The 24,750-nt window shown below is 38.0% G+C and carries 23 protein-coding genes; 14 read left to right on the forward strand and 9 right to left on the reverse strand.

Going from position 1 to position 24,750, the window contains the following annotated elements; all coding sequences use genetic code 11:
- Positions 1–4: 4 nt before the first annotated feature.
- The 4 genes from LB467_RS06360 to LB467_RS06375 all read right to left on the reverse strand — a co-directional run bounded on the left by LB467_RS06360 (position 5) and on the right by LB467_RS06375 (position 4,338).
- Entirely contained in the window at positions 5–643 is a 639-nt protein-coding gene (locus tag LB467_RS06360) for a peroxiredoxin (protein WP_224473194.1), read from the reverse strand.
- 187 nt (positions 644–830) lie between these two features.
- Positions 831–2,318 (reverse strand): Na+/H+ antiporter NhaC, encoded by a 1,488-nt coding sequence (nhaC, locus tag LB467_RS06365; RefSeq protein ID WP_224473195.1) that lies wholly within the window; start codon positions 2,316–2,318, stop codon positions 831–833.
- A 137-nt stretch (positions 2,319–2,455) separates the two neighbouring features.
- The gene (locus LB467_RS06370; RefSeq protein WP_224473196.1) at positions 2,456–3,034 is read right to left on the reverse strand and encodes a porin family protein; all 579 of its coding nucleotides are present in this window, start codon (positions 3,032–3,034) and stop codon (positions 2,456–2,458) included.
- 89 nt (positions 3,035–3,123) lie between these two features.
- The gene (locus tag LB467_RS06375; RefSeq protein WP_224473197.1) at positions 3,124–4,338 is read right to left on the reverse strand and encodes an aminotransferase class I/II-fold pyridoxal phosphate-dependent enzyme; all 1,215 of its coding nucleotides are present in this window, start codon (positions 4,336–4,338) and stop codon (positions 3,124–3,126) included.
- Between the two features lie 158 nt (positions 4,339–4,496).
- Between LB467_RS06375 and LB467_RS06380 the strand changes: the two genes are divergently transcribed.
- From LB467_RS06380 to lpdA, 9 genes are all read left to right on the forward strand, one after another.
- On the forward strand, positions 4,497–4,955 hold the full coding sequence (locus LB467_RS06380) for an Lrp/AsnC family transcriptional regulator (protein ID WP_224473198.1): 459 nt from the start codon (positions 4,497–4,499) through the stop codon (positions 4,953–4,955).
- Positions 4,956–5,352: 397 nt separating this feature from the next.
- Complete coding sequence (locus LB467_RS06385; protein WP_224473199.1) at positions 5,353–6,660, forward strand: aspartate aminotransferase family protein; 1,308 nt, start codon at positions 5,353–5,355, stop codon at positions 6,658–6,660.
- Between the two features lie 168 nt (positions 6,661–6,828).
- Positions 6,829–7,761, forward strand: coding sequence for a carbon-nitrogen hydrolase family protein (locus tag LB467_RS06390; RefSeq protein ID WP_224473200.1), 933 nt, complete (start codon positions 6,829–6,831; stop codon positions 7,759–7,761).
- 16 nt (positions 7,762–7,777) lie between these two features.
- Entirely contained in the window at positions 7,778–8,194 is a 417-nt protein-coding gene (locus tag LB467_RS06395) for a VOC family protein (protein ID WP_224473201.1), read from the forward strand.
- A gap of 2 nt (positions 8,195–8,196) precedes the next feature.
- Positions 8,197–10,944: an aminotransferase class I/II-fold pyridoxal phosphate-dependent enzyme gene (locus tag LB467_RS06400; protein WP_224473202.1), complete on the forward strand. Its 2,748-nt coding sequence runs from the start codon at positions 8,197–8,199 to the stop codon at positions 10,942–10,944.
- 12 nt (positions 10,945–10,956) lie between these two features.
- Positions 10,957–12,747, forward strand: coding sequence for a biotin carboxylase (locus tag LB467_RS06405; protein ID WP_224473203.1), 1,791 nt, complete (start codon positions 10,957–10,959; stop codon positions 12,745–12,747).
- Positions 12,748–12,833: 86 nt separating this feature from the next.
- Positions 12,834–14,084: a C45 family autoproteolytic acyltransferase/hydolase gene (locus LB467_RS06410; RefSeq protein ID WP_224473204.1), complete on the forward strand. Its 1,251-nt coding sequence runs from the start codon at positions 12,834–12,836 to the stop codon at positions 14,082–14,084.
- Positions 14,085–14,243: 159 nt separating this feature from the next.
- Positions 14,244–15,602 (forward strand): NAD-dependent succinate-semialdehyde dehydrogenase, encoded by a 1,359-nt coding sequence (locus LB467_RS06415; RefSeq protein ID WP_224473205.1) that lies wholly within the window; start codon positions 14,244–14,246, stop codon positions 15,600–15,602.
- 88 nt (positions 15,603–15,690) lie between these two features.
- On the forward strand, positions 15,691–17,097 hold the full coding sequence (gene lpdA / locus LB467_RS06420; protein WP_224473206.1) for a dihydrolipoyl dehydrogenase: 1,407 nt from the start codon (positions 15,691–15,693) through the stop codon (positions 17,095–17,097).
- Positions 17,098–17,292: 195 nt separating this feature from the next.
- On the opposite strand, the gene LB467_RS06425 is transcribed toward lpdA, so the two are convergent.
- Complete coding sequence (locus LB467_RS06425) at positions 17,293–17,931, reverse strand: hypothetical protein (RefSeq protein WP_224473207.1); 639 nt, start codon at positions 17,929–17,931, stop codon at positions 17,293–17,295.
- A 6-nt stretch (positions 17,932–17,937) separates the two neighbouring features.
- A complete protein-coding gene (locus LB467_RS06430) occupies positions 17,938–18,432 on the reverse strand; it encodes an RNA polymerase sigma factor (protein WP_224473208.1) in 495 nt (164 codons plus the stop codon).
- Positions 18,433–18,607: 175 nt separating this feature from the next.
- Here LB467_RS06430 and LB467_RS06435 point away from each other — a divergent pair, with 175 nt between their 5' ends.
- A complete protein-coding gene (locus tag LB467_RS06435; RefSeq protein ID WP_224473209.1) occupies positions 18,608–19,915 on the forward strand; it encodes an NAD(P)/FAD-dependent oxidoreductase in 1,308 nt (435 codons plus the stop codon).
- Positions 19,916–20,012: 97 nt separating this feature from the next.
- On the opposite strand, the gene LB467_RS06440 is transcribed toward LB467_RS06435, so the two are convergent.
- On the reverse strand, positions 20,013–20,447 hold the full coding sequence (locus LB467_RS06440; protein ID WP_224473210.1) for a hemerythrin domain-containing protein: 435 nt from the start codon (positions 20,445–20,447) through the stop codon (positions 20,013–20,015).
- A 289-nt stretch (positions 20,448–20,736) separates the two neighbouring features.
- On the opposite strand from LB467_RS06440, the gene LB467_RS19300 reads away from it, so the two are divergent.
- Genes LB467_RS19300 through LB467_RS06455 form a run of 4 tightly spaced genes read left to right on the forward strand, consistent with a single transcriptional unit; the run spans position 20,737 to position 23,110 of the window.
- The gene (locus LB467_RS19300) at positions 20,737–21,072 is read left to right on the forward strand and encodes a hypothetical protein (protein WP_317196346.1); all 336 of its coding nucleotides are present in this window, start codon (positions 20,737–20,739) and stop codon (positions 21,070–21,072) included.
- Between the two features lie 3 nt (positions 21,073–21,075).
- Entirely contained in the window at positions 21,076–22,062 is a 987-nt protein-coding gene (locus LB467_RS06445; protein ID WP_317196347.1) for a 2TM domain-containing protein, read from the forward strand.
- A gap of 2 nt (positions 22,063–22,064) precedes the next feature.
- On the forward strand, positions 22,065–22,358 hold the full coding sequence (locus tag LB467_RS06450; protein ID WP_224473211.1) for a 2TM domain-containing protein: 294 nt from the start codon (positions 22,065–22,067) through the stop codon (positions 22,356–22,358).
- On the forward strand, positions 22,358–23,110 hold the full coding sequence (locus LB467_RS06455) for a LytR/AlgR family response regulator transcription factor (protein ID WP_224473212.1): 753 nt from the start codon (positions 22,358–22,360) through the stop codon (positions 23,108–23,110). Before LB467_RS06450 ends, LB467_RS06455 begins: the two co-directional genes overlap by 1 nt.
- A gap of 265 nt (positions 23,111–23,375) precedes the next feature.
- Here LB467_RS06455 and LB467_RS06460 read toward each other — a convergent pair whose 3' ends face one another.
- Positions 23,376–24,179: an anti-sigma factor gene (locus LB467_RS06460; protein ID WP_224473213.1), complete on the reverse strand. Its 804-nt coding sequence runs from the start codon at positions 24,177–24,179 to the stop codon at positions 23,376–23,378.
- Positions 24,179–24,709, reverse strand: a complete 531-nt coding sequence (locus LB467_RS06465; RefSeq protein ID WP_224473214.1) for an RNA polymerase sigma factor — start codon at positions 24,707–24,709, stop codon at positions 24,179–24,181. The genes LB467_RS06460 and LB467_RS06465 overlap by 1 nt, the downstream gene beginning before the upstream one ends.
- Positions 24,710–24,750 lie beyond the last annotated feature (41 nt).

Genomic DNA, 24,750 nt, shown 5'->3' on the forward strand with positions numbered 1-24,750 from the left:
TTTCTTAGTTTAAGCTTAGGTAAGAAGCAACTCCGTCTCTATCGGCGTTCATTGCATCTTTACCTTCTTCCCAGTTTGCAGGACAAACCTCACCTTTTTCCTGTACGTGAGTGTAAGCATCTACAAGTCTTAAGAATTCAGCTACGTTTCTACCTAGTGGCATATCATTTACCCCTTCGTGGAAGATTTTTCCATCTTCATCAATAAGGTAAGTTGCACGGTAAGTTACGTTGTCTCCTTCTAAAGTAACATCTCCGGTTTCTTCATCATAAGATTCTCCGGTAATGTCTAAAATTCCAAGACGGGAGCTTAGGTTTCTGTTGGAATCTGCAAGAATTGGGTATTTAATTCCTTCAATTCCTCCGTTATCTTTTGGAGTACTTAACCAGGCGAAATGTACTTCTGGAGTGTCGCAAGAAGCTCCAACAACCATTACATTTCTTTTTTCAAATTCTTCTGCTGCTTTTTGGAAAGCGTGTAATTCTGTGGGGCAAACAAAGGTGAAATCTTTTGGGTACCAGAATAACAGTACTTTTTTCTTGTTCTTCTGAGCTTCTTCCAAAATATTTAGTTGAAAGGTATCACCCATTTCATCCATTGCATTTACACTTAAATTCGGGAATTTTTTTCCTACTAATGACATATTAATTCTGTTTTTTTATCTGTTTAACTTTAATTGTAATTCGTTTGCAAATTTAGGGAAAGATCCCGATGATAAAAGTTATTGAAATTTTAAAATACTATGCAATGATAGTTTTTGATTATAACTCACTCCAAAACAAATAGAAATCCCTTATTTGACAATTGTATGCCTTGCCAATGTTGAATTTTTATGCCGTTTGAGCTTTTGAAGACCGACTTAATTCTTTGATTTTTATGCCTAAAGCAGCAAAAAGCAAGGTCATAAAAGGACTCAAATAGTTGAAGAAAGCATAACCGGCGTAGCTAAGGGTAGGAACACCTAATACACCACTATGATATGCCCCGCAAGTATTCCAGGGAACTAATACCGAAGTCACCGTTCCCGAATCTTCCAGGGTACGACTCAAATTTTCGGGCGCGAGACCCTTGTCGCGATAAGCTTTTGCAAACATTTTTCCGGGAACCACAATGGCTAAATACTGGTCTGAAGCGGTTGCGTTTAAAGCCAAACAGCTAAAAACTGTACTGGCAAACAAGCCAAAAGTGGTATGAAACAGATTTAATAAAGCTTTACTAATTTTAGCTAAAGCACCAATGGCCTCCATAATTCCACCAAAAACCATGGCGCAAATAATTAACCAGATCGTGCCCAACATTCCGGCCATTCCTCCAGAAGAAAATAGATCATTTAAATTCTCGCTATCGGTTTCCACAGCAGTGTCCACTGTAATGGCCTGCATCACGCCACGGTAACCGCTAATAAAATCGAGATTGCTGGTTCCTGCAATTTGCGCTACAATTCCCGGTTGAAAGATCAAAGCTGCAGCTGCTCCTAAGAGCGTACCCAGCAGTAAAGCGATTAAGGGAGACGTTTTTTTAATAATTAAGACGATCACAATAATTGGCACCAGGAACAACCAGGGCGTAATTCTGAAAGAATTTTCTATAGAGGCAAGAATAGCTGAAGTATCTGTAGTCCCTGAAGTATCTAAATTAAGTCCGATGATCACGAAAATAATAAGCGTTATGGTAATTGTAGGAACCGTTGTAAGCGTCATATACCGAATATGAGTAAAAAGGTCGGTCCCTGCCATAGCGGGTGCAAGGTTGGTGGTATCGCTTAAAGGAGATAATTTATCCCCAAAATAAGCTCCTGAAAGTATGGCGCCGGCCGTCATCCCTACTGAAATTCCTAAAGCTTCGGCAATTCCTATCAATGCAATACCCACAGTTGCTGAAGTTGTCCAGCTACTTCCGGTTGCTACCGAAATTACCGCACAAATAATAACGCAGGCTGCCAGGAAAATTGTAGGATTTAAAATTTGTAATCCGTAGTAGATCATTGTGGGGATTATGCCAGAAATAAGCCAGGTTCCTGCCAAAGCACCAACCATTAACAAAATGAGAATAGCCCCGGCCGTACTTTGAATGTTTCCGGCTACTTCATCAATCATTTTGTCGTACTCCACATTATGGAAATACCCTACAATAGCAGCAACAGCGCCACCAAGTAATAATACAAACTGATTGGAACCACTTAAAGAGTCATCTCCAAAAACAAAAACATTAAAGGCCAGCATGGCAATTAGCGCAAAAACAGGAATTAATGCAGGCCAAATACCAAGTTCTTTATTCGTTGGAATTTGTTCAGTTTGGGACGGGTTTTGGTTTTCCATTCAGGCTTGAAGTATATATAGAAAATCCTTCTAAAAAGGTTTTCGGTTGAATTTATTTTAATCAGATTTTTATTTTCGCCTGTAATTTTACGATTTTACACGAAAATGAGCAAGTTTTCTAGAAAACTATAAATTGATTAAAATCTGTAACCAACCCCCAATTGCACCCCAAATGTGGTAAGTTTCTGATGGAAATTTTTCTCTTCAAACGGAATTACCGCATATCTCCTGAAATTTGGGTTTACATAAAAATTAAAATTATTATATGAATATTGGGCACCTAACCCAAAACCAACCCCAATACCGGCCTGGGGATCTATAGATTCACTTTCTGAAGCTTGAAAATCCATCACCGGGCCTCCATTTACAAAGAAATAATCTAAGAAAGTATAATTGGCAAAAATAGGAATAGAAGTGGTTTGTAACTCTTCCGAGCGGGTGGTTTGTTCAGGCATAGGCGCTGAAGTAAGCATTACATCCCCTCGCCAGTAATTGAGCCCGGTTTCCAGGGCTAGATTATCGGTTACCTCAAGCAAATATCGAAACCCAAATTCGTAAGAGTTTTCAATTTCAACACTCCCGGCACCATCAAGGTTTTCGCTTCTCAATAAATCGCTGTTAGTAAATCCGTAATACAGCCGAACTTCATTTTGAATTTGGGAAAAAGCGCTGAGGCTGAAAAATGTAATAAATATAGAGAGTAGTAGTTTTTTCAAAATTATATTTTTTGTGAATATACAAAAAAGTAAAAGTCCGAAAATATCTTCGCTCTATAACGATTTTATATTTCGGACATTCTTTTTTTTTAAACCATCTCCTTGTTTAAAATCCCGACTTCCTTCATACAGGATTTCATCATTTTATAAGTCCGTTTTATATCGTTGTCCAAACCGATAGAAAAACGGATCAAGCCATTGCTTAGTCCCATTTCTTCCTGCTCTTCAATGGGAATTTCAGAAGAAGTAGAGCTTCCGGGAGCGCTAAAGAGTGTTTTATAGAAGCCCAGACTTACCGCCAGGTAGCCCAGGTTTTTCTCCTGCATCAATTCCATTAATGCATTGGCTTTATCAAGACTGCCTACATCTACGGTCAACAAACCACCAAAACCGTAATCTTCATTCATCCTCTTCTTAAAGGTTTCGTGGCCGGGATGATTTTTTAATCCGGGATAAACCGTTCTCAAGCCGTCTTCCTGAAATTTTTCAGCTAAAAACATCGCGTTATGGCTGTGCTGTTTAATTCTTATATGAAGGGTTCTTAAATTCTTTAAAACCGAAGCCGCCCGCATACTGTCCATCGTAGGTCCCAGCAGCATATTGGCGCCATCGTTAACGCTGCGAAGCGCATTGATGAAATCCTGGCTTCCGCAGGTAACGCCACCAACGGTATCGCTGCTGCCATTGATGAATTTGGTTAAACTATGAATTACAACATCGGCTCCTAATTCCTTCGGACTAATAGAAAGTGGGGAAAATGTATTGTCTACCACAAAAGTTAGCTGGTGTTTTTTTGCGGTTTTAGCCAAAGCTTCAATATCGGCCACTTCCAGCAGGGGATTACTTACCGTCTCGCAATAAAGTACTTTAGTGTCTTTGGTAATCGCAGCTTCAACACTTTCAAGATTAGTAATATCTACAAAAGAAGTTTGAATGTTGAACTTCGGAATAAAATTCTTCATAAATGCGTAGGTTCCGCCGTAAACTGTGCGGCTGGAAACGATATGATCGCCGGCCTGGCATAACTGAAGTAGGGTAGAGGTGATAGCGCCCATTCCGCTGGCAGCTACGTTTGCTGTTTCGGTACCTTCCATCGCTGCAAGGGCTTCGCCCAAATATAAATTTGAAGGGGAAGAATGCCTGGAATAAAGGTAGCAACCTTCTGAATTTCCTTCAAAAGTATCGAACATGGTTTTCGCTGAAAGAAATGTATAAGTAGAGGAATCGGATATTGAAGGATTAACGCCTCCAAATTCGCCAAAATATTGAAGGTCCTGAATATTATCTGCGGGTTTGTATTTCATTATTATTTAATTAGTCGTTTATCCAAAATAAAGGTATAGCTGAATAAAAATCAACAGTAAATTATAAATTCAGTAAATAAATCTATATAAATCGTATTTAATAGATTTAGAATCATTAAATGCTTAAATTTAAAATTCAGCATAGAAAAATTTTCATTATGAAATTAGATCAAAAAAACCTTCAGATTTTAAAACATCTTCAGGAGGACAGCAAAATGACCAACAAGGAGATCTCTAATAAACTGCAGCTTTCCGTAACTGCTGTTTTTGAAAGAATTAAGCGCCTTGAACGAGAAGGGGTTATTTCGAAATATGTAGCTTTGGTTTCCCCCGATAAAGTGGAAAAAAGTTTTATGGTTTTTTGCCAGATTAAACTCATTCAACATTCCCGGTCTTACTTAACCAAATTTGAAGCTGAAGCCGCAAAGCTTTCTGAAGTTCTTGAATGTTATCACGTAAGTGGTGAATACGATTATATCTTAAAGGTCCTGGTAAAAGATATGGAAGCCTATCGCGAATTTATGGTTACCAAACTCACCAACTTAGATCATATAGGGAGCACTCAAAGCACTTTTATTATTAGCCCTGTGAAAAGTACCACAGCCGTTCCGCTATAAATAACAGGGAGTTTTAGATTGATACCATATTCTAATTATAACACAATCAAATATCTATAAAATTAATTTTTTATTTTTTTGGGACTTCAAAATGGACTTCATTTTTAAATAAAACTGGCATTTTAGCTTTAGCTTGAAATAGTGATAAATTATTGAATACTAATGGAATAAAAAATATTTTGATTCATCTTTTTTAATAAATATTAAACAAAAAATCTCACCTTAAATAAGATGCTAGCAAGGTTTCTGATTGGTTTACAGTAAGAAAGCAGTTCTAAATAAGAAAATAAAATTGTATATTAACCAGCAGCAAAAGTGGTTGGGGCCTACTTACTTATCTCCTCACTGCGTATTTGCATTATTTAGATTAACCATTCAATTGAACAACCAAATATTTATGACTGAAGAGCAAACAAAATCTCAGCAGCTCCTTGACAGGAGAAAAAACATTGTCGCCAACGGAGTTGGTGTTTTTAATACAGCCACCGTTAGAGAGGCAAAAGGAGCAATAATAACAGATGTAGACGGAAATGAACTTATAGACTTTGCCGGCGGAATTGGCGTTGTAAATGCAGGCCATTGTCCCGAACCTGTGGTGAAGGCTATTCAGGAACAGGCAGAAAAGTATCTTCATACCAGTTTTAATGTAGTTACTTATGAACCGTACATTAAACTCTGTGAAGAACTTGCTGAAATACTTCCACACGGGGAGAAAACAAAAGCGATGCTGATTAGCACCGGGGCAGAAGCCGTAGAAAATGCCATTAAAATTGCACGCCAGGCCACAAAAAGACCAGCGGTAATTTGTTTTACAGAAGCATATCACGGGCGTACTCTTATGGGTATGAGCCTAACCAGTAAGGTAAACTACAAATTTTCTTCAGGGCCTTTTGCTCCGGAAGTTTACCGAATTCCTTTTCCGAACTTTTACAAATATCACGGTACGCAAAGTATGGAGGAATTTGTGGAAACAGAACTAAAAAGACTTAGGGGAAGTGCACATAGTATGGTTGATATAAATAGCGTTGCAGCTATAATTGTCGAGCCAATTCAGGGAGAAGGAGGTTTTAATCCAATTCCTCAAAAATACCTGGAAGGACTGCGCTCCTTTTGTGACGAACATGGTGTTTTGTTAGTTTTTGATGAGATTCAAAGCGGTTTTTGCCGCACGGGGCATTGGGCCAGCTGGCAACATTACGGAGTACAACCTGATATTAGTACTTATGCAAAATCTATGGGTTCAGGGCTTCCTATTGCTGCAGTACTTGGAAGGGCTGAAATTATGGATGCGGCGGAATCAGGCACTATTGGTGGCACCTATATAGGTAGTCCTGTTTGTTGTGCTGCTGCTTTGGCTACTATCCAGTTAATGAAAGATGAAAACCTTAACGAGAGAGCAATTTATATAGGTAAACTCATCACAGACCGGATGGAAAAGTTTAGGAAAGAATGTCCTGAAATAGGGGACGTAAGAGGATTAGGTGCGATGATAGGAATAGAATTTATAAAAGATAATGATCCTGGTAACCCGCATACAGAACTCTGCGCTAACATCGTAAAAGGCTGTGCCCGGGAAGGTTTAATTCTTATAAGCGCCGGTACCTTTAAAAATGTTTTAAGAATACTGTGTCCACTCGTAATTACCGATGAACAATTAAATAAAGCTCTGGATATTCTGGAAAATCAAATAAGAAAACATACTTAAGTTTTAAAATTAGGTTGAAGTTCTTTAAAAGGAATTTCAATGAAGAGTTACGTTCAGTTTTGTGGTGAATTAATTACTATGAAACGATGTTTTTCTAAACATATAAAAGGAATTGATTACAGAATCCGGGAAAATATTTTCTACGGATAATAAGAAATAAAAAATATTATGAATCCATTTGCAATAGCAGGAATACAGATGAAGGTTTCCGCAGTCGCTTCCAATGTGGAAATGATGAAGCTGAAACTTGATATTACCATGAGTCTTTACCCCTGGGTAGACATGGTAGTTTTTAGTGAGTTATGTGGCTACGGTCCTTTAACCCATAATGCCCAGGAAATACCGGGAGAGTTCGAAAAAGAGATGCAGGCCGCGGCTAAGAAACATGGTATTTGGCTGTTACCGGGTTCCATCTTCGAAAAAAGCCAAGGTAAAATTTATAATACCGCTACAGTGATTAATCCTCAGGGAGAGATCGTTACGCGTTATAGAAAAATGTTTCCCTTTTATCCTTATGAAGTAGGAGTGACACCGGGTTCAGAATTTTGCGTTTTTGATGTGCCGGGAGTTGCAAAATTCGGACTATCTGTTTGTTACGATATGTGGTTTCCTGAAACAGTGCGTACTCTCGCGGTGATGGGAGCAGAAGTTATTTTGCATCCAACTATGACAGGAACTATAGACAGGGATATTGAATTGTCTATTGTGAGGGCTATGGCCGCGGTAAATCAGTGTTACTTCTTTGATGTAAACGGGCTTGAATCGGGAGGAAATGGAAGATCTTTGGTTTGTGGGCCCGATGGTCGTGTGATCTATCAAGCCGAAGGAAATGAAGAAATTTTTCCGCTGGAACTCAACATCAGTCGTGTGAGAAGAAGTAGGGAACTCGGAGTTTTACGTTTGGGCCAGCCTTTAAAAAGTTTTAGAGATCATATCGGTCAATTTAATATTTATCAACAGGGGGCTCAATTGCCTTATCTCAATTCACTCGGGCCACTTATTAAGCCTACGAGGTTGGATAACCTTGCTGAATTGAAAATGAAAGAACATGAATATGAACCACCGGCTAATCCTACAGGATATAAAGGATTTGGAGGATAATTAAAAAAACAGAACTATGGGAGGAACAACACAAAAGAATAAAAAGGAAAAACAGGAAGAACAACCTGTAAAGGACTTTATAAGCTGGTTTGAAATTCCTGCAATTAATTTCCAACAAGCAGTAGATTTTTATAACCGCATTTTTAAGATTGATATGGAAACCCAATTTGACGGGAATTATGCAATGGCATTTTTTCCTGCAGAAAAGGGTATTGGAGGGGCGATTGTTACGGGACCAAATTCTATACCCGGTATAATAGGTCCCCTGCTTTATCTCAATGCAGGTAAAGACCTAAACCGTATTTTAAATAGAGTTGAAGCAGCCGGAGGAAGAATTGTGATGACCAAAACCCTGATTAATCCGGAGTCCGGACATTTTGCCATTTTTATTGATTCTGAAGGAAACAAACTCGCCTTACACTCAAAAGATTAATTATGCCAGAGAAAAAAATAGACAGTGCACATTATTATAATATCGCTCAACTTAGAGTAGAATCCTGGAATACTTTAAAAAGTGAGTCTACGAAACTTCATTCTACTCCTCGTGGATCAGAAGATGAAAAGGCGCGTAAAAAAAATCTTAGGCAACTTTTAAAGGATCTTGAGGGGGTAGAATGCTTCTTTGCATTTCCAGGTTTATCCTGTATTGATTCTTTAAGGGAAATGTTAGAAAGACAGGAACATACCGCTTTATCCCATAAAATTGCAGAGATCACAAAAAACTTAGTAAGTGATAGGTATAGAAGCAATCCAGATTTTTTAGAAGATGAAGATCCGGGAGCAGATCTTACTGATAAAGGAGAGTATACCGAAGTAGCCAGGAAAAATTATTTTGAAGTCATGTTTGTAGAAGATATTTCTCAGGCAGAGGAAAATAAACTTCGGCATGATCTTAAAGAAATGCGACTTTCTAACGAGCAGTTTGCTTATGGGATTGTAGTACAGCGTTCTTTTGAAGATGCTTTAATCGCCCTTCAGTTTAATTTTAATATTCAGGCGGTTGTAATTCGTTATGCTCCTCGCTATCATTCAAAAAAGATCACTCCTGCAATAAAACCTTTTATTCAGAATATATTGAAACTGAATTATGGTTCTAATTCGCCTACGGAGTTAGGACCAATTTTAGGAACCATGGTAAAAAAATTCAGGCCAGAACTGGATACCTATTATGTAACCGATACGGCTCTAAGTAATTTAAAGGATAGCACCTTAAAAACCTTCAGAAGGATTTTTTATCGAACTGAAGATTTGCAGGAGTTACACCTTACCGTTATTAGAGGAATAAGCGAGCGTTATGAAACTCCATTTTTTTCAGCTTTAAAAGATTACAGTAAAAAGCCTACCGGGATATTTCATGCCATGCCAATTTCCCGGGGTAATTCGGTATTTAAATCAAGATGGATTAACGATTTCGGAAATTTTTACGGCCGTAATATGTTTCTGGCAGAAACATCTTCTACCACCGGTGGATTAGATAGTCTATTACAACCAACCGGTTCGCTTAAAAAAGCGCAGCAAAAGGCCAGTGAAGCCTACGGCTCAAGAAATACGTTTTTTGTAACCAACGGTACCTCTACCGCCAACAAGATTGTAGTGCAGGCATTGGTAAAACCGGGGGATGTTATATTAATAGATAGAGATTGCCATAAATCGCATCATTACGGACTCGTGTTGGCAGGAGCTTACCCGGTTTACCTCGATTCTTATCCCATAGAAGAATATTCTATGTATGGCGCGGTGCCGCTAGAGCAGATAAAAGAAAAATTACTTCAATTAAAAAAGGCAGGAAGATTAAAACTTGTTAAAATGCTGTTGTTAACCAATTGCACTTTTGACGGTTTAGTTTATAATGTAGAAAAAGTAATGCAGGAAGTTCTGGCCATAAAACCAGATATGATATTTTTATGGGATGAAGCCTGGTTTGCATTTGCCGGTTTTACGTATAATTATAAGCAACGTACCGGAATGTTCGTTGCTCAAAAATTATGTGATAAATATCAAAGCGATAGCTACAGGGAAGAATATAACGCGCATATTAAAGGCCTTAAAAAGAATGAAATTCCGAGCCTGCCAAATCCAGATGAGGTGCGAATAAGGGTATATTCTACCCAAAGTACCCATAAGACCTTAAGTAGTTTCAGACAGGGTTCTATGATACATGTTTGGGATGAGGATTTCCGTAAAAAAAGCGAGAATACTTTTATGGAAGCCTATATGACGCATACTTCAACTTCTCCTAATTACCAGATGCTGGCTTCCCTTGATGTTGGGAGAAGACAGGTGCAATTTGAAGGTTATGAGCTGGTAGAAAAAAGTATTGAATTGGCTATGGTCCTAAGGGCTAAGGTCAACGATCATCCCAAATTAAAGAAATATTTTGACGTATTAACCATAGGTAATTTTATCCCGAAGCAGCACCGTAAATCGGGTATAAAGGAATATTATAATCCCAAAGAAGGCTGGAACAGGATGGAAACCGCCTGGGAGCAGGATGAATTTGTTTTAGACCCCACCAAAATCACCTTACATATAGGTAGAACTGGAGTAGACGGTGATACCTTTAAGAACAGGTACCTTATGGATAAATTTAATATTCAGATCAATAAAACCTCCAGGAATACGGTTTTGTTTATGACGAATATTGGAACCACCCGGGGAAGTGTAACCTATTTAACCAATGCATTATTAAAGATAGCCGATGAGCTGGATCAGGAATTTAAGACTCTTAGCCAGAAAGAGGGTAACAACCGCAGGGACCGCATTAAATCTTTAACCGAAGATTTCCCTCCATTGCCCGATTTTAGTTATTTCCACCATTCCTTTCAGGCAGTTCCCGGAGTTCCGGGAGGAAATATAAGAGAGGCATTTTTTCTCGCTTACAACGAAGAAAATTACGAATATATGCCGCTCCTGGAATGTTTGCCCGCTATGGAAGAAAACAGAATTCTTGTAGCTTCATCCTTTATAATCCCTTATCCGCCAGGATTTCCCGTGCTTGTGCCCGGGCAGGTGGTAAGTAAGGAGATTATAAGATTTCTTACTGCATTAGATGTATCTGAAATTCACGGCTACCGGGCAGATCTCGGTCTAAGAATTTTTAAAGATAATGTGCTTAATCGTCAAAAAACAGTGAGTTCTATGGGCTCCATGGGAAGTAATGCGAAAAAAAGATCACTAACTTAAAAAATTAAAATTATGGAATCTAAGAAACCAAAAGCCTCCAATAAAAAAGGAGCAACAAATAAAAAGAAAACTACACCAAAAAAAGAACCGGTATCCCCGGAACGCAGTGCTAAAAAAGATAGCAAATTAAAGGTTACAGAAGAAAAGTCTTTAAAAGGGAAGAAATCTGTGCCTTCAGATTCTACCGCGCAGCAGGGAAAAGCTCCTGCTTCTTCAGCTAATAAAAAGAAAAAAGCTACTACAGCTTCCGGTGTTGGAAAGAAAAAAGCTAGTCAAAGTAAAAAGAAAGTTGGAGGTACGCTGGCGAAAAACAAAAAATTAGCTGCGAATGCCCCCAGACAATATAAAAGTAAGAATGCGCTGGATGGAGTTTCAGATATTAGAAGATCTTTTCATAAAAATGAAGAGCCACTTTATTTTATAAGTGCAACAAACTTCAATCTTTTAGGCGCTGATGAGTGGATTAAAGGATTTAAATTCATTTGCCATATCGAATGTTTTGACGGCCTTCATCCCAATGTTTTTTCTCCTAAAACCGAGATACCACACGATGATTTTGAAGGTATAGAGGATATAAATAATTACCTGTTGCAACATCCGGAAGTTCAGGATTACCTGAAAACGAGATCTATAGACGGAAGATCCGGTAAAGCAATGTTCCTTATGTTTAATGAGAAAACCGAAGAGCTTGCAGAAAAACTCGGGCTGGAAATTATGTTTCCAAAAGCTGAAATGCGAACTTTTTTGGATAACAAAGTAAACACCAACCGTATTGCAGAAAAAGCAGGGGTGGCTTGCGTACCTTACGTACTTACCAAAGTAGATAATTTTGAACATTTGAGAGAGGTTTCAAAGCACCTTGGAAACGAGCTGGTTATACAAACCCCTTTTGGTGACTCTGGTCATACTACTTTCTTTATTTCAAATGAAGAAGAATATCAAAAACACGCTGAAGAGATCGAAAAAGAGGAGGAAGTTAAAGTAATGAAGCGTATTCGTTGCAGAGGTTCTGCTATAGAAGCCTGTGTAACCAGACACGGAACGATTGTAGCTCCCTTAATGACAGAACTGGTAGGTTTTAAAGAACTTACTCCTTACGAAGGTGGATGGTGTGGCAATGAGATCTATCCCAACGCCTTTACTCCAGAGTTAAGGGATAAAGCGATAGAATATACCCAGTTATTTGGAAATCAGTTACGGGAAGAAGGTTATAAAGGATATTTTGAACTTGATTTCTTAATAGACCAGGACAATGGAGAGATCTATTTAGGGGAATTAAACCCACGGGTTACGGGAGCAAGTTCGATAACAAACCATGCTGTTTTTGCTCTTGCAGATGCACCATTATTCGTTTTTCATATTCTGGAATGGATGGATATTGATTATGACCTTGATATAGAGGCTATCAACGATCGTTGGGCCCGCCAGGAAAATATTGACGGATGGAGCCAATTAATTGTAAAACATACTGAAGATACCATAGAATATATTACACATGCACCAAAATCTGGTATTTATAGAATGTATGATACGGGCCATATTCAGTTTGATAGAATGGATACGCACCGTAGGGCAGTTGAAAATGAAAATGAAGCCTTTTTCTTACGAATTAGCAGAAAAGGGGAATACCTTTATGAAGGAGCAGATATGGGAATCCTTGTTAGTCGCGGCCGTATGATGACTGATGATTTTCAGCTTAACAACAGGGCTAAACACTGGATTAAGGCTATTAGGGGGCAGTATGCCTCGGAAATGGTAGAAGATAAGAAGAAGCCAAAATTATCCGGAACTTTAACTAAATAATATGCTGATATTTTGAAGGTTCAAAAGGAATTAAAACTACTTTGCCAAACTTTAAAAGTATAAGTAATTATTTAAAACCCATATCTATGCAGTTACATTTTAATGCTATTTCTGAACCCGGAAAACCGGGTTCCAAATGGCAGAAACTATATAATACCCATTGGTCGGCTTATAAAAGCTGGCTTAATTCAAAAGGATCGGCTAACTATCCAGATCTTAAAACCTCGCAGGAGGCACTTAAAAAGTATATGCCAGAGATGTGGCCTACTTATCAGCGCCTATGCAAACTTGCAAAAGGAGATAAGGTAGCAGCACGATTCTTAACAGGCTTTCAGCCTCCTGCATACATAAGTGGCTGTTCACAGGCGGTTACTACGGGAGAGGATATTCAACTGGTTAGAAATTACGATTTCCATCCAGATTTAATGGAAGGAACGCAATTGCTGACCTCCTGGAATGATAAAAAAGTGATCGCAACCAGCGATTGCCTTATTGGAGTTGTAGATGGAATGAATGAAGACGGACTGGCCATTTCGCTTACTTTCGGAGGCCGAAAAGAGGTAGGGGTAGGTTTCGGTATTCCGTTTATCTTACGTTATGTTTTAGAATTTTGTAGTGAAGTTGATGAAGCTGTAGCAGCTTTAATTAGGATTCCTTCGCATATGTCTTACAATGTAACCGTTGTGGACAAAACAGGAAAATTCAAAACCGTACAACTGGCACCGGATAAAGCACCAGTGGTTACCGATGCCTCGTTTACTACCAATCACCAGGGAACAATAGACTGGCCGGAAAACGCCGCATTTAATAAAACGATGGAACGTTCGTCTTTTCTGAATAAAATGTTATCGGCGAAAAAAGTGGATTCCGCCCAGGTAGCCGATGCTTTTCTTAAGGCGCCACTTTATAACACTAAATTCAAGGAAGGTTTTGGAACTTTATTTACCTCTGTATACCGACCATTAGAAGGAAAAGTAGAACTTCGCTGGCCTGAAACTTCGGTACAACAAAGTTTCGAAAACTTTCAGGAGGTTTATAAGCTCATAAATTACGAACCAACCGAGATTGCAACTGAATGGTGGAACCAGCCAGCTGTAGAAGTGGCTCAAACGGTAGAAGATCCATTTGAAGAGCAATACGCCGAGAATGTAGATTGGCAGGAAACTGTTACCGAAATTATGGTAAATGCCATGACTCAGGCTCACCCATCAACAAACGTCAAGGAGCTTGAAAAATTAAGAAGCAAAATAATTAATAATGGAGAAGTCTCCTGGCAGGCAGTTGCCGGTTTCTGGAGTAAAATGGGAACAGGATATGTTGATTCCTGGAGGAGTTAATTTCTATTTCTTGATTGTACAAATATTTCTATAGAACCTGGTGTTTTAAATAATGGATTTTGCTATTATTTATAACACCAGGTTTTTTTAGTTAGTTCCTTATTTTCATTTTTAATTAGTGTCAGTCCTAATTCAATAGTCATTAAAAAATAAAACACAATGGAATTTTATAGCACAAACCCTTATAATAGGGAGCAGGTTGGGAAGTATACTGCCCAAACCACGGAAGAAACTAAAAAGGTTTTAGACCTATCTGGAGAGGCTTTTAAGGATTGGAGCAAGACACCTCTTTCTTCAAGAACCGGGCTTTTAAAAAAAGTCGCACAGATATTAAGGGATAATGTTGAAGAGTATGCCCAAATGATTACTCAGGAAATGGGGAAACCAATTCCTGAATCGAGAGCTGAGGTTAATAAATGCGCCTGGGTTTGTGATTATTATGCTGAAAATGCTTCAGAATTTCTCGCTCCTGAAGAGATAAAAACCGATGCTACCCATAGCTATGTTAGGCACGATCCCATAGGAAGTGTATTCGCTATTATGCCATGGAATTTTCCATTCTGGCAGGTTTTTAGGTTCGCCGCACCAACACTTACTGCTGGGAATACCGGAATTTTAAAACACGCACCTAATGTTTTTGGCTGTGCTTTAAAAATTGAAGAGATATTTACAAAAGCTGGATATCCAAAGGGCGTTTTTCAGAATTTAATTGTACACCACGACCAAACAGAAATGATCATTGCCCACGAGGCAGTACAGGCGGTTACCTTAACGGGAAGTGAAGCTGCAGGGTCTGCGGTGGCAGAACTTGCCGGAAAGTATATAAAAAAGAGCCTACTTGAGTTAGGCGGTAATAATTCCTTTATTGTTTGGGAAGATGCAAATATAGATCGCGCCGTTAAAACAGCGGTAACTGCCAGGATGTTAAACTGCGGACAAAGCTGTATCGCAGCCAAACGTTTTATTTTGTTAGAAGGAATCTATGATGAATTTGTTTCTAAATTCAAGGCTGCAGTAAGCGAATTAAAAACAGGCGATACTATGCAGGATGCCACCCAGGTAGGTCCGCTGGCCAGAAAAGACCTGGCAGATCAACTTCAAAGTCAGGTAAAAAGATCTGTGGAAAAAGGAGCCGAGTTATTGCTGGGAGGTGAACAAGAAAATTGTTTCCACCAGCCTACCATTCTCGGAAATGTAAAACCGGGAATGCCCGCTTTTGATGAAGAGACTTTTGGCCCGCTTGCAGCAATGATTAAAGTAAAAAATATAGAGGAAGCATTTGAACTTTCAGAAAAATCAAAATTTGGACTGGGAATTACGGTTTTTACAAAAGATATCCAAAAGGCTATGGAAATGGCCGGAAGAGTGAGTGATGGGGCTTTCTTCGTAAACGAGTTGGTAAAATCTGATCCCCGACTTCCTTTTGGAGGAACAAAGAGATCCGGTTACGGGCGTGAGTTAGCCAGGGAAGGAATGATGGAATTCGTTAATAAGAAAACTGTTTATGTTAAAGCTTAGATCATAGTTTTATGTGCATTGGTCATTGCCGCGAATAGTTGTACTTTTGTGTTTAATTTGTAAAAAAATCAACCTAAAAGATAAAATTATGAGTAAATATGATGTTGCAGTTATAGGTTCTGGCCCCGGAGGATATGTGGCCGCTATACGCTGCGCTCAACTGGGAATGAAAACTGCTATCATAGAGAAATATTCAACTTTGGGAGGAACCTGCCTAAATGTAGGTTGTATTCCAAGTAAAGCTTTATTGGATTCTTCACATCATTATCACGATGCTGTAAAGCATTTTGAAGAGCACGGAATTGATATTCCGGGAGAGGTAAAGGTCAACCTTGAAAAAATGATGGAACGTAAAGCTTCGGTGGTAAGTCAAACTTGCGACGGGGTGAAGTTCCTGATGGATAAAAATAAAATTGATGTTTTCGAAGGTGTAGGCTCTTTTAAAGATAAAACCCACATCAATATTGAAAAGAACGATGGCGAAACCGAAACCATCGAAGCAGCGAAAACTATTATCGCTACAGGTTCTAAACCTTCCAACCTTCCATTTATCGAGCTTGATAAAGAAAGGGTGATCACTTCTACTGAAGCTTTAAAGCTAAAGGAAATACCAAAACACATGATTGTGATTGGTGGTGGAGTTATTGGCCTGGAACTAGGTCAGGTTTATCGTCGTTTGGGCGCTGAGGTTACTGTAGTAGAATTTATGGATAGAATTATCCCAACTATGGATAGCGCACTTTCTAAAGAACTTCAAAAAGTGCTTAAGAAACAGGGCGTTAAATTCCATACTTCTACCAAAGTTAAATCTGTAGAGCGCAAAGGTGATGAGATAATCATCAAAGCTGATGATAAGAAAGACAAGGAAGTAGAGTTTAAAGGGGATTACTGCCTGGTTTCGGTAGGGCGTAAACCTTTTACTGACGGATTAAATGCCGATGCTGCCGGAGTTAAGGTTACCGATAAAGGAATGATCGAGGTTAACGAACATCTACAAACCAACGTAGACAATATCTATGCAATTGGTGATGTTGTTCGTGGCGCGATGCTGGCCCATAAAGCTGAAGAAGAAGGAACTTTTGTTGCTGAAACTATCGCTGGACAAAAACCGCATATCGATTACAACTTAATCCCTGGTGTTGTTTATACCTGGCCAGAAGTTGCTGCAGTAGGTAAAACCGAAGAAGAACTTAAGGAAGATGGTGTGAAATATAAAGAAGGAAAATTCCCAATGCGAGCGCTTGGTCGTGCAAGAGCGAGTGGAGATACAGACGGATTTGTAAAAATCCTTGCCGATGAAAAAACAGATGAGGTTTTAGGTGTGCATATGATCGGTGCTCGTACTGCCGATCTTATTGCCGAAGCTGTAACTGCAATGGAGTACAGAGCTTCTGCCGAAGATATAGCCAGAATGAGTCACGCTCACCCAACTTATGCTGAAGCCGTTAAGGAAGCTGCCCTGGCCGCAACCGATAATCGTGCACTTCACGTGTAGTTAAAACTTAGATTACGATTTACATAAAAATGGCTGTTTGATACTAATTTCAAACAGCCATTTCTATTTTATAGTCTGAAGTTTAAACTGGCGATAATATTATTAACTTTCCCCTAGTAAGGACCGTCATGCTGAACTTGATTCAGCATCTAACATGAAGAATGTAAGCTCAACTTATACACATTGATGGTTTTTCTAAACTTCTAATTTCTTTAATTCCTTGTAATTTTTATTCAATCGGCGTAGCAAAATACCATAAAGTACTTTGTAGAATAACCATAATAAGCCGAGGAAAACAGCTAAACCGCCTATTATTATTCCGGCAAACTTTATCCATTGAATTGAGGTGAAACTGTACTTCTCCATGTCTTCCACGACCGTGTTAGTGGCGTGGTAATCCATCATAAAATAAGTGTAAATAAGTGTAATTAAGGCCGTAGATAACAAAATATAGCCTATATAATATTTGACGGTCTTTCTGGTTCGTAGAATGTTTTTCATTAAACCTGCCACATTATCTGTAGAAGATATTTTTCTATAATTCTTATAAAAGCAATAAATAAAGAAAAAGGTGACGGCATAATTTATCACATAAACTGTTACCGTAAATTCTTTTAGATTAATACGCTCCATCTCTGTCCAATAATCAATATCGGCCATAAAAATTGTAAGAAGTGCCCAGAATAAAAATTCAAGAATACTAATCACAAAAATCCATTTTACTATGGAAGATGATCGCTTCCAAAGCATCTTGTATATTTGGTCGTAGGAAAGTTGGGGGATGTCGCTTTCCCGTTTTTTCCAGTCTTTTTTTAATAAATTCAATCCATCCATTATTCGCTACGGATTTAAAATGTTTTTTAACTTTGTTTTTACCCTGTTCATCTTCACTCTTGCATTTACTTCAGTAATACCAAGGGTTTCAGAAATATCTCTGTAGTTCTTATCTTCGAGATAAAGAAAAACGAGTGCTTTTTCAATATCGTTTAATTCCTGAATTGCAGAATACATTACTTTTAATTGCTGTTCCGTCTCATCGTCATATTCTTCCGCTTTAATTTTGAAATCAACAGTATCAAAATCCTGTGTTCTTATACTTCTTTTTTTCTTTCGGTATAAAGTGATCGCGGTATTAAGAGCTACCCGGTACATCCAGGTACTAAATTTAGCTTCGCCCCTAAACTTGGGATATGCTTTCCAGAGCTGTATGGTAATTTCCTGAAACAGATCGTTGTGCGAATCCTGATCGTTAGTATAAATACGACAAATTTTATGCGCAATATTCTGGTATTTTTCCAGGTTCGTTACAAACTGATGTTCTAATTCCTTATCCACAATAGTTGGTTAGCACATATATGTAGCCTAAGTGCTTACAATGTTACAAAAAAGTATAAAGTATAGTTAATGCAGCCTTATTTTTTTAGCTATAGAAGGAGAAAACTTAAATTTGAGTATACTACTCTTAACAGGGAGTATATTAAATCTCACCTGGTGAGTAAAACCAAGCTTTATGAATATTCCAAGAACAAATTTACCGAGGGTCGTTATTATTGGTGGCGGCTTTGCTGGAATGGCACTGGTACGTAAACTAATGGGCGAAGATGTGCAAACCGTGATTTTGGATCGTCACAATTATCACACTTTTCAGCCATTGCTTTACCAGGTTTCTACCTCTGGACTAGAGCCAGATTCTATTGCTTATCCTATGCGTAAAATAACGCGCAATAGTAAAAAATGTATTTTCAGGATGGCAGAGGTAAAATCTATAAATACCGAAAAGAGTTTTATTGAAACTACTATTGGTGATTTGATCTATGATTACCTTGTAATCGCTACCGGTTCCAAAACTAATTTCTTCGGAAATAAAAGTATTGAGAAAAACGGCATGTGGATGAAAACTGTTCCGCAGGCATTGAATATTCGAAGTTTAATATTGGAAAATTTAGAACAGGCCGTAATTACCGATGATCCTGAACTAAGAAAAGCTTTGCTGAACTTTGTTTTGGTAGGAGCAGGGCCCACCGGAGTTGAACTTAGTGGTGCTATTGCTGAATTGAAAAACCATATTGTTCCCAATGATTATCCTGATATTAATCCTAGTGAGATGAATATTCATCTTCTGGAAGGCCTGGACCGGGTTTTGCCGCCAATGAGCGAAAAAGCTTCTAGAAAAGCCCACGAATTTCTTGAAGAACTTGGGGTGAAAGTTCATTTAAATACTATGGTACAGGAATATGACGGGCATTTGGTTACCACCAATACAGATCTTTCCTTAAAAACCGAAACCTTTATCTGGGCTGCAGGAGTAACGGGTGCGCCTGTAAAAGGCTTAAATGCTGCAGCAATGGTGGAGAAAGCCAATAGGTATGAAGTGAACGCATTTAATCAAATTTCAGGTTACGAGAATATTTTTGCTATTGGAGATATTGCCTTAATGCAAACAGAAGATTATCCAAAAGGACATCCAATGGTTGCCCAACCGGCGATTCAGCAAGGAAAACATTTGGCCAAAAATATTATGAATATTCTTGAAGGTAAAAAACTGGAAGCTTTTAATTACAAAGATAAAGGAACAATGGCCACGGTAGGGAGGAACCGCGCCGTAGTAGATTTAGACCAGGGCTCTTTTAGTGGGTTTTTTGCCTGGTTTATCTGGATGTTTGTACATCTTTGGTTCCTTATTGGTTTTAGAAACCGATTGGTGACTTTCTTTAACTGGCTTTATAATTACTGGAATTATGATAAGGCCGCCCGGCTAATAATCAGGCCTTTTAAAGGTTATGAAAATCAAATGAAGGTTGATAAAGAAGAGATATAAAAATTAAAAATGCAGTTAAGTGAATTTCGCTTAACTGCATTTTCGCATTGAAATTATCATCTTTTCTCGAGGCTTCGAAGCGATAGAGCTCCTGGGATTACCTCATTTTCCTGATTTCCTTGTTGTAATCTTCAGCAAGGCTTGTCTTTTGGTTGTCGGTTAGGGCTTTTCCGGCCATTTGAAAAACTTCCTGCTCCTCTTCATCTAAATGATGAATTACCTTATGCTTAAGCTCTTTGGCGATTTTTAGCCAGTTAGAAGTGTCCATTTCTGTAACCTCTAATTGCTCAATAAGTTCATCCATTTCGTGATGTTCGGCCACACTGTGCCTGGCTTTTTCCTGGGTAAAGTCCTTTTTTATCAACGGAATATAAAAATGCCTTTCTTCAGCATCAGCGTGAATTTTTAATTCGTGTTTTAACTGCTCAAAAATCTTTTTTCTTTCTTCTGTATCGCCGTGGGTTTCTACCAATCTGGCTACAAGGTGGCGCTGTATTTCGTGTTCCTGGCGTAATGCTTCAAAAATATTCATAATTTAGGCTATTGGTTAAGTATCGAAATTATTGATTTATATGTTAAGGAAAATTTAAACTGAAGTTTTCCTTATAGTTTAAATCGGTTCTAAAGGAAAATAACGGTTCAGATTGTTTTTTCTACAATTCAGGATTTTTAATTAGAAAAGAAAACGACTTTCTCGCATCTTAGCCTTGTAAATGAAAATCGATGAAACCAGCATGATGCTGGATCCAAAAAATGCAAAAAACAGGGGAATGATTATAAGTTCGTGTTTAATTTTCACTTTGGGTTAAAATTATAAACAGATGAAATTCTTTCTGAAAATATTAAAAATTAGTCTTGCGATCACTGCATTAATCATTAGCCTGGAAATTCTTTTCAGCGGATTTGAGTTTGAAGAATTCCGGGAATTAGAAACATGGCTCCTCTATTTTTCCTATAGTTTTATTCTCACGCTAATAAATGGAAGTTACTTCTGGTGGTTCGAGGCTAAAATAACCTGGGAAAGCGCCAATTTAAGAAAGGTGCTTTTGGGGACCTTTGGTTCTGTTACGCTAACGTTAATCGGATATTTCTTCTGCCGTTTAATGCATTACGTGGTTTACGAAGGAATCCCGTTTCAGGGGTTTATTGCTAACTAAAAGATGGTTTTTTATCTTTTTCCGCTGCTATTTACAGCTATTATTTCTTTGTTTTTTCATCTTATTTATTCCTACAAGGCTCTACAGGAAAAGGAGGTAAAAGAACAAAAGATAATCGCTGGTACGGCTTCGGCTAAATTCGATGCGCTTAAAAATCAGTTAGATCCGCATTTCTTATTCAATAGTTTAAATGTTTTAAGTGCTTTGATCGACGAAAATCCAGACCAGGCTCAGAAGTTTACAAGCGCGCTTTCTAAGGTTTACCGCTATGTTTTAGAACAGAAAAATAAGGAATTGGTAGATATTGAAGAAGAATTAAAATTCGCTACAACCTATATGGATTTGTTGAAAATGCGCTTTGAGGATGCCATTGTTTTTAATTTTCCTTCAGTATTAAAAAATCCGAAAGCCAAGGTTGTGCCGCTTTCGCTTCAGCTGCTGTTGGAAAATACCATAAAACACAATACGGTGAATTCTGAAAATCCTTTGGAGATAAGTATTGTAGAAGAAGATCGAAAATTGGTGGTGAAAAATAATCTTCAGCCAAAGGAAATTCTAAAGCGGGGGAGTGGTGTTGGGCTTTCTAATATTCAGCAACGCTATCAATTGCTTACAGATAGAAAAGTAGAAATCGATAACTCTCATAATGTATTTAGTGTAAAACTACCGCTATTAACTAAAATAGTAAAAATGGAAAATCAAAAACCGGTATATGTCGAACAGGACGCTTATTTAAGGGCAAAAAAGCAAGTAAAAGCAGAGCGGGAATTCTATGGGAATTTAACTTCTTACTTATTTGTTATTCCTGTACTCGGCTTATTCAATTATCTAACCTACAGCGGATTTATATGGGCCGTTTTTCCGGCAATTGGGTGGGGTGTAGGCGTGTTCTTTCACGGTCTATCGGTATTTAATTATAACCTTTTACTGGGTAAGAATTGGGAAGAGCGAAAAATAAAAGAACTAATGCAAAAAGATAAAATCGACTAATCATGGAAACTTCAGAAGACAAATATTTAAAGGCCCGGGAGCGGGTTAAAGAACTGCGAGAATTCTACAATCATTTATTCTCCTATATTTTAGTGAACTTATTCCTGGCCGGAATTAATTACTACAGCAATCAATGGGCATATCCCTGGTTTTTATGGGTTGTAGGTGGCTGGGGAATCGGTTTGGCCTTTGATGCTTTAAAAGCCTTTAGATTGAATCCTATGTTCGATAAGCGTTGGGAAGAACGCAAGATTCAGGAGTATATGGAGAAAGAAGAAAAACAGCGCTGGGACTAATGGAAATTGTAATTGTTGAAGACGAAAAACCGGCTGCCCGGCGTTTACAAAGAATGCTTAAAAAGCTGGAATTAGAAGTGAATACTCTGTTGCATTCAGTAAATGAAGGTGTTACCTGGTTTAAGGAAAATCCCGAGCCTGATCTCGTTTTTCTTGATATTCAACTTAGTGACGGTATTTCTTTGGAAATTTTTGAGCAAGTAAAAATTAGCAGCGCGGTTATTTTCACCACAGCCTATGATGAATATGCACTAAAAGCTTTTAAACTGAATAGTGTAGATTACCTTCTGAAGCCAATAGATGAAGAAGAATTGGGGAATGCGGTGAATAAATTCAAAGAAAATTATCATAAAAATTCACCTCAAATAGATTTTAATGCTTTTAGAAAGATTCTGGAAACCGGAAGCAAACCAGATTACAAATCACGTTTTACAATCCGGGTGGGACAACATCTAAAGATCATCGCTGCCAATGAAATTTGCTGTTTTTATTCTGAAAATAAGGCTTCTTATCTCACTACAACTACCGGGAGAAATTATCTGGTAGATATTTCACTTGAAAACTTAGAAAAGGAGTTGGATCCTGAAAAATTCTTCAGAATTAACCGAAAATCGATTTTGAACATTGATTGTATTGAAGATATTATCAGTTACACCAATAGCCGGTTAGAAGTCAAATTAAATACTTTTAAGGATTTTCAACTCATTGTAAGTCGTGAAAGGGTTAGGGATTTTAAAACCTGGATTTCTTAGGCTTAAATGTTAAAATTGAAGATATTAAAACCTTCACGCTTTTTTCTTCGTAAATATTTATAGAGAGTTAGGAGTCTAAAAACACAATTTTGTTTTAGTTAGCCCCTGGTTTTTTGGATTTTTTTGGTTGGTTAGGTGAAGGTTTGCCATATAGATGTATGGTGAGCCTTCATTGTTTTTGTCAATATTTGAGATATAGAGTACTTAAAAACTAGCGTTTTCTAAATTTTATCAAATAAAATTTGATAGCCTTTTAAAAGATATTTTAAAGTGCGGCTACTGTACCCAGAACGTATAATTGTTCCATTGTTGGAGCTTCACTACCACCTTCAGGTTCTAAAGTAATTCCGAAAGCTTCTGACTGGTTAGGGTTTTTAAGACTGAAAACCTTATTATCGTCTGCTTCAAAATCATCCAGTAATCCTATGCTCGTTGGCGTAAGTGGCTGCATGGTAAGTGACCAAACCTGGTAAACTTTTCCGCGTGGAGGTTCGGGTAGGTCTTTAGCGTCTATATAAGCGGTATTTTCCTGAGTGTTCCAGTAAACCGAAGCATAGGCTTCGGGAGCTACGTTTTGCCCTTTTAAAGGTACTCGTTGTACGTCTTTATCTCTAATTACCGCAAGCAGTTCTTCAGCGTTTTCAGCATCTTCACGCGCATTGGCAATTTGTTCTTCCATTTGGGCATTTCTGGCTCGTTCAGCACTTAATTCTTCCCTTAAATCATTGGTTCGGTTAAAGAAAACGAAAAGGCCTATAAGTAATAATAAACTTGCCGCCCAACCTGAATAGGTAGTCCAGTTTATCTTTCTTACCGGAGTCTCTGTTGGCTCAGTAGCGGTTGGCGATTTAGTTAATTTTTTCTTTATAGAAGCGATTAAATGTTCAGCATTATTTGGAGCCGCCGCAGACGATAATGTGAGTAAAGCTTTTTCAATTTCTTCAACCTCGGCTTTAACTTCAGGATATTCTTTTAGTACACGACTAACCTCGCGACTTTCTTTTTCGGAAAGCGCACCATAAACATACAATTCGAGAATTCCAGACGATATATACTTTTGAATATCCATTATTTAATTACCATTTTTCTTAAATTATCAATACAAGCTCTATTTCGGGTTTTAACAGTCCCCAAAGGCATATCTAATTCTTCTGAAGTTTCTTTTTGCGTGTAGCCTTTGAAAAATAGGTAATCTATCAATTTTTTACATACCGGCTTTAAAGCGTCAATATACTTTTTAAGCCCGATAGAATCTACAGCTTCAGAGAAATTAGTTTTAGCTTCTAGTATATCTACGAAATTATCTGTCTTAAGGTTTTGTAGATCGTTTTTAAAATCTTTAGACCTTATTTTATCTATGGCTGCGTTACGCGCAATATTAAGAACCCAGGTAAAAAAACGCCCTTTATCTGAACTGTAACTGGGTGCTTTATCCCAGATCTTTAAAAATACGTCTTGAAGTACTTCTTCAGCAATAGTTTCATCTCTAATTATACTGTAAATAATTCCATAAGTACTTTCTGAATACAAATGGTAAATACGTTCAAAAGCTCTTTCGTTACCATTTTGAAGTTCTAAAATTAGGGCGTCCTGTTGCATAAAAAATAGTTGGTTGGTATGTGATCTACCCCGGGGAAGGC

The organism is Salegentibacter tibetensis, from assembly GCF_020164485.1.
GTDB classification, from domain to species: Bacteria; Bacteroidota; Bacteroidia; order Flavobacteriales; family Flavobacteriaceae; genus Salegentibacter; species Salegentibacter tibetensis.